Consider the following 12801-nt stretch of genomic DNA (forward strand, 5'->3'; position numbering starts at 1 on the left):
GATAAGGGTCGTGATTAATTGGGCGGATCCACGAACCCTCGGGTAAAATGGCCGCCATTTTACAGAATCCAGACGAAAGGGTCAGATTATGCCGCTCACTCAAGAGCAGAAGAAACAGTACAAATCCATTGGCCACCATCTGAAACCAGTTTTGATTGTGGCTGACAACGGTCTGACTGAAGGTGTGCTAGCCGAACTTGAACGCGCTTTGGCGGATCACGAGCTGATCAAGATCAAGCTCAACATCCTGGATCGCGAGTCGCGCCTGGCGTCCATTGCAGAACTGTGCAAGGTCGGCAAAGCGGATCTGGTTCAGGTCATCGGCAAGATGGCACTGATTTACCGCAAGAACTTCAGCGTCAACAAGCAGCTGTCGAACGTCCATCGCTTCAAGTGATGGCAAGGGTCAAGGGTGTGCTTCGCGCACCCTGCCACTCCACCCAGGCACCGGCTGTATGACCAGCACCAGCCCGGAAAAGCCCAGGACAAGATAACTGAACACCTGCCAACGCACCGCCTCGGGCCACCCGACACGCACCGCGAAGTACATCGCGCACGCGCCCAGCCCCATCAGCAACAGCTGCCCACGAATATCGCACCATAGACTGGCAAGGCCCTCGGCCTGAATCAGCACCAAAGCCTGAAAAACCAGACACACTGTGGCAAAACCCACCATCAATGCATTCAGCATGCCTGCAATTTCGTCGATCAGCAGCGGTGCCAGGCCAATCAGCCCCAGCACCGGCAACAGACCGATATGCAACAACCACAGGCCGCCAACCCACAACATCTGAGTTAGCTGCCAAAGCACCGCGCCCGCACGAAGCAGACGCCTGCTTTTACCTTCAGATGTGGCGAACTTCGACAATCTCGTACTCGATGACGCCGCTCGGCGTCTTGACCGCGACCACGTCACCCTCTTCCTTGGCAATCAGGGCGCGGGCGATGGGTGAACCGACAGAGATCTTGCCGAGCTTGATGTCTGCCTCGTCCTCACCAACGATCTGGTAGGTCACGCTTTCATCAGTCTCGACGTTGGCGATCTCAACGGTCGTGCCGAAAATCACCTTGCCAGTATGTGCGATGGTCGTGACATCAATCACCACTGCATTTTGCATGCGGCCTTCGATGTCACGGATCCGCGCCTCAACCATACCTTGCTGCTCGCGAGCAGCGTGGTATTCGGCGTTTTCCTTCAAGTCACCCAACTCGCGGGCCGTACCGATGTCCTGGCTGAGCTTCGGACGAACGACCTTGGTCAGGTGAGCATGTTCTTCTTCCAGGGCGCGAGCGCCCTGAACGGTCATTGGGTACTTCGTTATGCTCATGCCTTCAATCCTGCGTGTAGATCCTGCAAGCGGCGTACGGTCTTCTCGGGACCGAACTTCAGCGCTTCGCAGATCGCTTCGCCAGCAGCAATGGTCGTGGTGCAGTAGATCTTGTGCTGCAGGGCATTGCGACGAATGGAATAGGAGTCGGCGATCGACTGACGACCCTCGGTGGTGTTGATGATCAAGGTGACTTCGTCATTCTTGATCATGTCGACCACGTGTGGACGACCCTCGGTCACCTTGTTCACGCGGCGCACTTTCAGGCCTGCGGCTTCGATCAGCTTGGCAGTACCGGCAGTGGCGACCACTTCGAAGCCCAAGTTGATCAGATCACGGGCCACGCCTGCAACCAATGGCTTGTCGTCGTCGCGCACACTGATGAACGCAGTACCGCCGGTCGGCAGCACTTCGCTGGCACCCATCTGGGCTTTGGCAAACGCTTCGCCAAAGGTATCGCCCACGCCCATCACTTCACCGGTGGACTTCATCTCTGGGCCGAGAATCGGGTCAACACCCGGGAATTTGGCGAACGGGAATACCGCCTCTTTCACGCTGTAGAAGTTAGGAATGATTTCCTTGGTGAAACCGATTTCCTTCAGGGTTTTACCGGCCATGACGCGAGCCGCGATCATCGCCAGGGAAACACCGATGCACTTGGACACGAAAGGCACGGTACGCGAAGCACGCGGGTTGACTTCAATCACGTAGATATCGTCGCCCTGCAGCGCCAACTGTACGTTCATCAGGCCGACCACACCCAGCTCCAGGGCCATTTTCTTGACCTGCTCACGCATCTCGTCCTGGATATGCGCAGGCAGCGAGTACGGTGGCAGCGAGCATGCGGAGTCACCGGAGTGAACACCTGCCTGCTCGATGTGCTGCATGATTGCGCCGATTACCACGTCTTTGCCGTCGCAGACCGCATCAACGTCCATTTCGATGGCGCAGTTAAGGAAGTGGTCCAGCAGCACCGGGCTGTCATTGGACACTTGAACCGCTTCACGCAGGTAGCGCTTGAGTTCTTCTTCTTCGTAAACGATTTCCATCGCACGACCGCCCAGCACGTAGGACGGGCGCACCACCAGCGGGTAGCCGATCTTGGCAGCCGCACGAATCGCTTCGTCTTCGCTGCGCACGGTGGCGTTTGGCGGCTGACGCAGGTTCAGTCGCTGAACCATTTGCTGGAAGCGCTCACGGTCTTCGGCACGGTCGATGGCGTCAGGGCTGGTGCCGATGATCGGCACGCCGGCGGCTTCCAGGGCACGGGCCAGTTTCAACGGGGTCTGGCCGCCGTACTGGACGATCACGCCTTTCGGTTTCTCGACGCGGACGATTTCCAGCACGTCTTCCAGGGTCACTGGCTCGAAGTACAGGCGATCGGAAGTGTCGTAGTCGGTGGATACGGTTTCCGGGTTGCAGTTGACCATGATGGTCTCGTACCCGTCATCGCGCAGGGCCAGTGCCGCGTGTACGCAGCAGTAGTCGAACTCGATGCCCTGGCCGATACGGTTCGGACCGCCACCCAGGATCATGATCTTGTCGCGGCCCGATGGAGCGGCTTCACACTCTTCTTCGTACGTGGAGTACAGATAAGCGGTATCGGTGGCGAACTCGGCGGCGCACGTGTCAACGCGCTTGTAGACCGGGAACACTTCAAGCTTGTGGCGATGGGCACGCAGGCTCTTCTCGGTCACACCCAGCAGCTTGGCCAGACGCTGATCGGAGAAGCCTTTGCGCTTGAGGCGGAACATCAGGTCGCGGTCGATGCTGGTCAGACCCAGGGTCTTGACCTTCTCTTCGTCCTTGATCAGATCTTCCATCTGCACCAGGAACCAAGGATCGATCATGGTCATGCCGAAGATATCTTCGACGCTCATGCCGGCGCGCATTGCGTCCGCCACGTACCAGATACGCTCGGCACCCGGCACGGTCAGCTCGCGCTTGAGGATGCTCATGCTTTCCGGGTTGTTCAGGTCAACCTTCTCGTCCAGACCGCAAACGCCTACTTCCAGGCCGCGCAGCGCTTTCTGCAGGGACTCCTGGAAGGTCCGGCCAATAGCCATCACTTCGCCGACCGACTTCATTTGCGTGGTCAGGCGCGCGTCTGCCTTGGAGAACTTCTCGAAGGCGAAGCGTGGCAGCTTGGTCACGACGTAGTCGATGGACGGTTCGAAGGACGCCGGGGTCTTGCCGCCGGTGATGTCGTTCGACAACTCATCCAGGGTGTAACCCACGGCCAGCTTGGCCGCGACCTTGGCGATCGGGAAACCAGTGGCTTTCGACGCCAGGGCCGAGGAACGGGATACACGCGGGTTCATCTCGATGACAACCATGCGACCCGTGTTCGGGCAGATACCGAACTGGACGTTGGAACCACCGGTTTCCACGCCGATCTCGCGCAGTACCGCCAGGGAGGCGTTACGCAGGATCTGGTATTCCTTGTCGGTCAGGGTCTGTGCAGGGGCCACGGTGATCGAGTCACCGGTGTGCACGCCCATCGGGTCGAAGTTTTCGATGGAGCAGACGATGATGCAGTTGTCCTTCTTATCGCGGACAACCTCCATTTCGTATTCTTTCCAGCCGATCAGGGATTCGTCGATCAGCAGCTCTTTGGTCGGCGACAGGTCCAGACCACGGGCGCAGATTTCTTCGAACTCTTCACGGTTGTAGGCGATACCGCCGCCGGTGCCGCCCATGGTGAAGGACGGACGGATGATGCACGGGAAGCCAAGCTTCTCGAGGACCGCATTGGCCTCTTCCATGCTGTGAGCGATACCGGAGCGCGGGCACGCCAAGCCGATGGATTTCATGGCCTTGTCGAAACGCGAGCGGTCTTCAGCCTTGTCGATGGTGTCGGCGTTGGCACCGATCATCTCAACGCCGAACTTCTCCAGAACGCCTTCGCGCTCCAGGTCCAGGGCGCAGTTCAGGGCGGTCTGGCCGCCCATGGTTGGCAGCAGCGCGTCCGGACGCTCTTTCTCGATGATTTTGGCGACGGTCTGCCACTTGATCGGTTCGATGTAGGTAGCGTCGGCCATGGCCGGGTCGGTCATGATGGTGGCCGGGTTGGAGTTTACCAGGATGACGCGGTAACCCTCTTCGCGCAGGGCTTTGCAGGCCTGGGCGCCGGAGTAGTCGAATTCGCAGGCCTGGCCGATCACGATCGGGCCAGCGCCGAGAATCAGGATGCTTTTAATGTCTGTACGTTTTGGCATGGGTTTGTCACTCAAATCCGCAGGTCAGTCGGCAAGCCGTCTTGATCAATCTCTGAAGCCTTGAGAGGGCCACCGGTATCGGGACCGCCCTCAAGCTTTGCAACATCAGGGCGAGCGATCAGCGTCGCTTGGCCATCTCGTTGATGAAGCGATCAAACAAAGGCGCTACGTCGTTCGGGCCAGGGCTGGCTTCCGGGTGACCCTGGAAGCTGAAGGCGCTCTTGTCGGTACGCTCGATCCCTTGCAGGGTACCGTCGAACAGCGATTTGTGAGTCGCACGAACGTTGGCCGGCAGGGTGGCTTCGTCTACGGCAAAACCGTGGTTCTGGCTGGTGATCATCACTACACCGGTATCCAGATCCTGAACCGGGTGGTTGGCACCGTGGTGGCCGTGACCCATTTTCAGGGTCTTGGCGCCGGAGGCCAGGGCCAGCAGCTGGTGACCAAGGCAGATGCCGAATACCGGAATTTCGGTTTCCAGCACGTCCTTGATCGCCTGGATCGCGTAGTCGCAAGGCTCCGGATCGCCAGGACCGTTTGACAGGAACACGCCGTCCGGCTGCAAGGCGAGGACATCGGCGGCAGGCGTTTGAGCCGGTACCACGGTGACGCGGCAACCGCGCTCGACCAACATGCGCAGGATGTTCAGCTTGACGCCGTAGTCGTAGGCAACCACGTGGTACGGCAGCTCGGAGGCTTCGATGGTGGCATGGCTGTCGGTTTTCAGATCCCAGACCGTCGAACGCCACTCGTAATTCTCAGTGGTGCTGACGACTTTCGCCAGGTCCATGCCTTTCAGGCCAGGGAAGCCCTGGGCGGCGGCAATGGCGGCCTCATCGGAAATGTTGTCACCGGCCATGATGCAGCCGTTCTGTGCGCCTTTTTCACGCAGGATGCGGGTCAGGCGACGGGTGTCGATACCGGCGATTGCCACAACATTGTTGGCTTTCAGGTAGTCGGACAAGGACATGGTGTTACGCCAGTTGCTCGCAACCAGTGGCAGGTCACGGATGACCAGGCCAGCGGACCAGACGCGGTTGGACTCGGCGTCCTCCGGCGTGGTGCCGGTGTTGCCGATATGCGGGTAAGTCAGGGTAACGATCTGTTGGGCGTAGGAAGGATCGGTAAGGATTTCCTGATAGCCGGTCATTGCGGTGTTGAACACCACCTCACCAACGGTTTGACCGTCGGCTCCAATGGCTTCGCCGCGAAAAATGCTGCCATCAGCAAGGGCGAGTATGGCTGGCTTAGTCAAGAAGACCTCCCGTAAATAAAGCCTGAAAGGGCGATCGCAGGTTGTAAAAAAGCGGAGTGACGTATGGACACGTCACCCCGCTTCTTCACTGAATTATTCTGCGCGCTTTTAGTGGACACACTAAAGCTGTAGCTTACAGAAAAAGGCATTTTTGGTCTACCGCCAATGAGCCCGAAAGGCCAGAGAATGCGACAGGACGTCGCTTGGCGGTGTAAAACCGGACTCAAGCAGATTGCTCGGGCCCGGTTTCCATAGCGTTTTATCGCAGGTCGAGCACGTCTTGCATGTCGTAAAGAGCAGGCTCTCGACCATCCAGCCACAAGGCAGCACGTACCGCGCCTTTGGCGAAGGTCATGCGACTGGAAGCCTTATGGGTGATTTCCAGGCGCTCCCCTTCACAGGCAAACAGCACCGTGTGATCCCCCACCACATCACCACCGCGAACAGTGGCAAAACCGATGGTTTCACGCTCGCGCGCGCCGGTATGCCCCTCGCGACCATAGACCGCAACCTTCTGCAGGTCACGATCCAGGGCACTGGCGATGACCTCACCCATGCGCAACGCCGTGCCGGAAGGCGCGTCGATCTTGTGCCGGTGGTGAGCTTCGATAATTTCGATATCCGCCTCGTCGCCCAGCACACGAGCCGCCATATCGAGCAATTTCAGCGACAGGTTCACACCCACGCTGAAATTGGCCGCGAACACGATAGGGATGTCTTTGCCCGCCTCGGCCAGCAACTGCTTTTGCGCAGCGTCCAGCCCCGTCGTGCCGATGACCATGGCTTTACCCGCCTTGCGGCAAAAGGCCAGGTTTTTCAGCATGACTTCCGGCAGGGTGAAGTCGATCAACACGTCGAACTCATCCGCCACCGCATCCAGGTTACCGGACAACGGCACGCCGATACGCCCCAGCGAAGCCAGCTCACCGGCGTCCACACCAATCAGCGTACTGCCGGGGCGAACGATGGCGGCTGTCAGACCGGTGAGCGGCGCGCGTTGCTGCACCGCCTCGACCAGGATCTTACCCATTCGCCCGGCAGCGCCCATCACAGCTATACGTCGCATGACCACTCCTTACAGATCGCCGAAGAAGCGCTTCACGCCTTCGAACCAGCCAGTGGTTTTCGGCGAGTGACTGTTGTCATCCGCCAGCGAGCTGCGGAACTCTTCGAGCATTTCACGCTGACGACGGCTCAGGTTCACCGGGGTTTCGACCGCCACGCGACACATCAAGTCACCGGCACCGCCGCCACGCACAGGCGCAACACCCTTGCCACGAACGCGGAATTGCTTGCCGGTCTGAGTCCCTTCGGGAATCTTCAGTTTGACCCGACCATCGAGGGTCGGAATCTCCAGTTCACCACCCAACGCCGCATCGACAAAGCTGATCGGCACTTCGCAGAACAGATGCTTGCCGTCACGCTGGAAGATCGCGTGCTCGCGCACATTGATCACGACATACAGGTCGCCGGTCGGCCCGCCTTGCGCACCCGCCTCGCCTTCGCCAGACAGACGAATGCGGTCACCGGTATCAACACCGGCCGGCACTTTCACCGACAGGGTCTTGTACTCTTCGACGCGACCTTCGCCATGGCAGGAGTCGCATGGATCGGAAATGATCTTGCCCTGACCATGGCAGCGCGGGCAGGTCTGCTGCACCGAGAAGAAACCTTGCTGCATGCGCACCTGGCCGATACCGCCACAGGTCGGGCAGGTCACCGGAGAGGAGCCTTTCTTGGCACCCGAGCCATCGCACGGCTTGCAGTTGACCAGCGTTGGAACGCGGATATTCACGGTCGTGCCGCGCACCGCCTCTTCCAGATCCAGCTCCAGGGTGTAACGCAGATCACTGCCGCGCTGAGCGCCGCCACGGGAACCACCGCGACCGCCACCGAAGAAGTCACTGAAGACATCGCCAAAGATATCGGAGAAGTTCTGACCGCCAAAACCGGCACCGCCGCCACCCATGCTCGGGTCGACACCGGCATGACCATACTGGTCGTACGCCGCACGCTTGCTGGAATCGGACAGTACTTCGTAAGCCTCGTTGGCTTCCTTGAATTTCTCTTCCGACGCTTTGTCATCGGGATTACGGTCCGGGTGGTGCTTCATCGCCAGGCGACGGTAGGCCTTTTTCAGGTCCGCCTCGCTTGAGCCTCGTTCAACACCCAATACTTCGTAATAGTCACGCTTTGCCATAAGTCTTTTGCACTCTTAAGGACGTTCGGCAAACCTCTCCTGAGCCTCGCCAAACCCGTTGAGCCCCAATGCAGGCCCGGACCCAACTCACGTCAATTCAACGATCCTGGTCTTTGATTCGATGCGGTACTTGCGGCTCAGAAAGCAGGAGCATTCCCGGCCATACCATCAGCACGCGAACGTTGTCGCATACTGTAAAAATTCGCTTACTCCAGACATGCCAACGCGGGAGCAAGCTCCCGCGCGGCGACATCCTACCAGTCACCGCCTCAAGGCAGTCAACCGGCCGACCAACAACTTACTTGTGGTCTTTGACTTCTTCGAACTCAGCATCGACGACGTCATCAGCCTTTCCAGCCGACTCAGCGTGCGGTGCAGCGCCTTCAGCTGGCTGAGCCTGCTCGGCGTACATCTTCTGAGCCACTGGCGCGGAGACCTTGGACAGCTCTTCAACCTTGGCTTCGATCGCAGCCTTGTCGTCACCTTTAACAGCGGCTTCCAAAGCAACTACAGCCGCTTCGATTGCAGTCTTCTCTTCGGCACTCACTTTATCGCCAGCGTCGGCCACCATTTTGCGTGTCGAGTGAACCAGTGCATCGCCCTGGTTACGAGCAGCAGCCAGCTCTTCGAACTTGCGATCTTCCTCGGCGTTGGCCTCGGCATCACGCACCATGCGCTCGATCTCTTCATCGGACAGACCGGAGTTGGCCTTGATCACGATCGACTGAGTCTTGCCAGTGGCCTTGTCTTTGGCGCCTACGTGCAGGATGCCGTTGGCGTCGATGTCGAAGGTCACTTCGATTTGCGGCACGCCACGTGGCGCTGGTGGAATCTCGGCCAGGTCGAACTTGCCCAGGGACTTGTTCTGTGCCGCTTGCTTACGCTCACCTTGCAGCACGTGAATGGTCACGGCGCCCTGGTTGTCGTCGGCAGTCGAGAACACTTGCGATTTCTTGGTAGGAATCGTGGTGTTTTTCTCGATCAGCGCAGTCATCACGCCACCCATGGTTTCGATACCCAGGGTCAGCGGGCTGACGTCGAGCAGCAGAACGTCTTTCACGTCACCGGCCAATACCGCGCCCTGGATAGCAGCACCCATGGCAACCGCTTCGTCCGGGTTAACATCTTTACGAGCTTCTTTACCGAAGAACTCGGTAACCAGCTTCTGCACCAGCGGCATACGAGTCTGACCGCCCACCAGGATCACGTCGTTGATGGCGCCAACGTCGATACCGGAGTCTTTCAGAGCGATGCGGCAAGGTTCGATGGTGCGTTGAACCAGGTCTTCAACCAGCGCTTCCAGCTTGGCGCGCGAGATTTTCACGTTCAAGTGCTTAGGACCGGTCGCATCTGCAGTGATGTAAGGCAGGTTCACGTCGGTCGACTGAGCGGAAGACAGCTCGATTTTGGCTTTTTCAGCAGCTTCTTTCAGGCGCTGCATCGCCAGCGGGTCACCCTTGAGGTTCATGCCGCTTTCTTTCTTGAATTCGTCGACGAGGTAGTCGATCAGACGAATGTCGAAGTCTTCACCACCCAGGAAGGTGTCACCGTTGGTGGCCAACACTTCGAACTGGTGCTCGCCATCGACTTCAGCGATTTCAATTACGGAAACGTCGAAAGTACCGCCGCCCAAGTCGTAAACGATCACGGTGTGATCGCCCTTGGCCTTGTCCATGCCGTAAGCCAGCGCAGCTGCGGTGGGTTCGTTGATGATACGTTTTACGTCCAGACCCGCGATGCGGCCGGCGTCTTTGGTGGCTTGACGCTGGCTGTCGTTGAAGTAGGCCGGAACGGTAATCACCGCTTCAGTCACTGACTCGCCCAGGTAGTCTTCGGCGGTCTTCTTCATCTTCTTCAGAATTTCAGCCGAGATTTGTGGCGGAGCCATTTTCTGGCCGTTCACTTCAACCCAGGCGTCGCCGTTGTCAGCCTTGGCGATTTTGTACGGGACCATCTTGATGTCTTTCTGTACGACTTCTTCGTCGAACTTGCGACCGATCAGACGCTTCACCGCGTACAGGGTGTTGTGCGGATTGGTCACTGCCTGACGCTTGGCCGACTGGCCAACCAGGATCTCGCCATCGTTGGCGTAAGCGATGATCGACGGCGTGGTACGCGCGCCCTCGGCGTTTTCGATAACTTTCGCTACGCCGTTTTCAAGTACGGAGACGCAGGAGTTGGTAGTCCCCAGGTCGATACCGATAATTTTGCCCATGTTCACTCTCCCGAAACTTTGGATTTGGTTGCCGCAGCAGTGGTGGCTAACTGCGGTAGCAATTAAACACTTGACTTCTAAATGGGGGCCTTGCGGCTAATTTCAAGCCTGCTCGTCAATCGAAGGCGAAACAGGCGCCGGCGTCTTGCTGACCACCACCATCGCCGGGCGCAGCAGGCGTCCGTTGAGCTGGTAGCCCTTCTGGAACACCTTGAGCACGCTGTTCGGCTCAAGGTCGGCGCTTTCCTGCATCGCCATTGCCTGATGAAGAACGGCATTGAACGGTTCGCCGTGCGGATCGATCGCTTCCAGTTGATAACGTTTCAGGGTGTCCTGGAACATTTTCAGGGTGAGCTCGATGCCTTCGCGCATCGGACGGATGCTTTCGTCATCCGGACTGGACAACTCCAGGCCACGCTCCAGGCTGTCGATGATCGGCAGCAGGTCGCCGGCGAATTTTTCCAGCGCGAATTTGTGAGCCTTTTCTACATCCTGTTCGGCGCGACGGCGGACGTTCTGCAGATCGGCGGCTACACGCAAAGCCTGATCCTGCGCACCTGCCAGTTGCTCTTCGAGCACTTGTACACGAGCCGTCAGGTCATCACCCGAGGCTTGGGAGGCCTGATCGGCGTCTAGATTTTGCGTATCCACTGTCTGTTCGTCAGCCATAGAATTCTCCTTTCAATATCGTCCGCGAGCCTTAACTCGCGCTTCTGCCCACCTATATGGGGCCGCAAAATCCTGCTTCAAGGGGTGTCCGCGTATTAACCCTACAAAAACACCTGCATTGTCATTCCGGGACGCACTAACGATTTCGTCGGATCAAGCAAATCGAGCTAACGAGGGGCATTGTCAGCCAGAAACAAAACACTGTATAAATAACCAGACCTAATGCCTGGGAGCGGCCTTCATGCTGGTGCACCTGTCAGTACATAACTACGCCATCGTTGAACATCTCGATCTCGAACTCGATCGCGGGATGAGCGTGATCACAGGAGAAACCGGCGCCGGCAAGTCGATCATGCTGGACGCCCTGGGCCTGACCCTGGGCGATCGCGCCGACAGCGGTGTGGTCCGACCCGGTGCAGACAAGGCCGATATCCTTGCCACCTTCGATCTGGTCGACATTCCGGAAGCACGTACCTGGCTTGCCGAACGCGACCTTGAAAATGAAGGCCCGTGCATCTTGCGCCGCGTGATCACCGCGGAAGGACGCTCGCGTGGCTACATCAACGGCACACCCTGCCCACTGGGCGATCTCAAGGCACTGGGTGAACTGCTGATCGATATCCACAGCCAGCATGAACACCAATCCCTGCTCAAGACCGATACCCACCGTCGCCTGCTCGACGAGTACGCCGGCGCCACGGATCTTGCCCGCCAGGTACAGCTGGCGGCCCAACGCTGGCGCCAGACGCGCCAGGAACTGGAACGCCTTTCCAACTCAGGCGATGAGCAGCGAGCTCGCCATCAATTGCTCAGCTATCAACTCGAAGAACTTGAAAACCTGGGCCTTGGCGACAATGAACTGGAGCAGTTGGAGCAGGAACACAAGAACCTGACCAACGCTGAAACCTTGCTGGGCATCTGCCGGCAAGTCGTCGAACAGTGCAGCGAAAGCGATTCGGGCAATGTCTTGAATGCCCTGACCGCCAGTCTCAACCGCCTGTCGAGCGTGAACAACTCGATTGGCGCTCTGGGCGAGGCCAGCAGCCTGTTGACCAGTGCACAAATCCAGGTCGAAGAAGCCGTCGGCGAACTGAATCGCTTCCTTGATAATTTCGACGCCGACCCATCGCGTCTTCAATATCTCGAAGAACGACTTGATTCGATCTACACCTTGGCGCGTAAACACCGCATCCAGCCGACCGAAGTCGCCGAGATGCAACAAAAGCTACTGGATGAGATTGAAACGCTGAATGCCAACGACGAATCCATCGAACGACTGAGCGATGAGTTGGCCGCTTATGCGCGTCACTACCAGGAAAAAGCCCGAGAGCTAAGCGACCTGCGCCACCAGGCCTCAAGCAGCCTGGCGAGCGCTGTAGAGCAGGAAATTCAGCGACTGGGAATGCCGGGTGGTCGCTTTACCATTGAGCTACGCCCCAATAGCGGTGACGAACTGCTGCCCAACGGACTTGAACAGGTCGAGCTATTGGTCAGCGCCAACCCCGGGCAGCCCTTAAAAGCACTGGCAAAGGTAGCGTCGGGCGGCGAATTGTCCCGAATCAGCCTTGCCATTCAGGTGATCACCGCACAAACCTCCCGCGTACCCACCCTGGTATTCGACGAAGTGGACGTGGGCATCGGTGGACCGACAGCCGAAATCGTCGGCCAGCTTCTACGTCGACTGGGGGAACGAGGACAGGTTCTGACCGTTACCCACTTGCCACAAGTAGCAGCACAAGGTCATCAACACCTGTTTGTCCACAAGGTGCGCGGCGAAGACGCCACCCGCACCGCCGTCTCCAGACTAAGTAAAAATGATCGTGTCGAAGAAGTCGCACGGATGCTGGGAGGTATCGACCTCACCAAGGAATCCCTGGCTCACGCCAGGAAAATGGTCGTAACCGCGAAGATTTAAG

The 12801-nt window shown here is 58.4% G+C and carries 10 protein-coding genes; 2 read left to right on the plus strand and 8 right to left on the minus strand.

What is annotated here, in order from left to right; all coding sequences use genetic code 11:
• The first annotated feature begins 88 nt into the window (after positions 1–88).
• Positions 89–397, plus strand: a complete 309-nt coding sequence (locus ACVWYU_RS12325; RefSeq protein WP_007942889.1) for a YhbY family RNA-binding protein — start codon at positions 89–91, stop codon at positions 395–397.
• Positions 398–406: 9 nt separating this feature from the next.
• Here the strand turns inward: ACVWYU_RS12325 and ACVWYU_RS12330 are convergent, their stop codons facing one another.
• The 8 genes from ACVWYU_RS12330 to grpE all read right to left on the minus strand — a co-directional run bounded on the left by ACVWYU_RS12330 (position 407) and on the right by grpE (position 10885).
• The gene (locus ACVWYU_RS12330) at positions 407–811 is read right to left on the minus strand and encodes an MFS transporter (protein ID WP_457372839.1); all 405 of its coding nucleotides are present in this window, start codon (positions 809–811) and stop codon (positions 407–409) included.
• Positions 812–845: 34 nt separating this feature from the next.
• The gene (greA, locus tag ACVWYU_RS12335; RefSeq protein ID WP_047539307.1) at positions 846–1322 is read right to left on the minus strand and encodes a transcription elongation factor GreA; all 477 of its coding nucleotides are present in this window, start codon (positions 1320–1322) and stop codon (positions 846–848) included.
• A 2-nt stretch (positions 1323–1324) separates the two neighbouring features.
• Positions 1325–4546 carry a carbamoyl-phosphate synthase large subunit gene (carB, locus tag ACVWYU_RS12340; RefSeq protein ID WP_090315914.1) on the minus strand — a complete coding sequence of 1074 codons (3222 nt, stop codon included), beginning with the start codon at positions 4544–4546 and terminating at the stop codon, positions 1325–1327.
• Between the two features lie 118 nt (positions 4547–4664).
• A complete protein-coding gene (carA, locus tag ACVWYU_RS12345; protein WP_090315910.1) occupies positions 4665–5801 on the minus strand; it encodes a glutamine-hydrolyzing carbamoyl-phosphate synthase small subunit in 1137 nt (378 codons plus the stop codon).
• 259 nt (positions 5802–6060) lie between these two features.
• Positions 6061–6867, minus strand: coding sequence for a 4-hydroxy-tetrahydrodipicolinate reductase (gene dapB / locus ACVWYU_RS12350; RefSeq protein WP_457372780.1), 807 nt, complete (start codon positions 6865–6867; stop codon positions 6061–6063).
• 9 nt (positions 6868–6876) lie between these two features.
• Complete coding sequence (gene dnaJ / locus ACVWYU_RS12355) at positions 6877–8001, minus strand: molecular chaperone DnaJ (protein WP_090315903.1); 1125 nt, start codon at positions 7999–8001, stop codon at positions 6877–6879.
• A gap of 298 nt (positions 8002–8299) precedes the next feature.
• Entirely contained in the window at positions 8300–10216 is a 1917-nt protein-coding gene (gene dnaK, locus ACVWYU_RS12360; RefSeq protein WP_090315900.1) for a molecular chaperone DnaK, read from the minus strand.
• A gap of 102 nt (positions 10217–10318) precedes the next feature.
• Positions 10319–10885: a nucleotide exchange factor GrpE gene (gene grpE / locus ACVWYU_RS12365; protein ID WP_090315897.1), complete on the minus strand. Its 567-nt coding sequence runs from the start codon at positions 10883–10885 to the stop codon at positions 10319–10321.
• Positions 10886–11126: 241 nt separating this feature from the next.
• On the opposite strand from grpE, the gene recN reads away from it, so the two are divergent.
• A complete protein-coding gene (gene recN / locus ACVWYU_RS12370; RefSeq protein WP_390958675.1) occupies positions 11127–12800 on the plus strand; it encodes a DNA repair protein RecN in 1674 nt (557 codons plus the stop codon).
• Position 12801 lies beyond the last annotated feature (1 nt).

It is taken from the genome of Pseudomonas sp. TE12234 (genome assembly GCF_054061835.1).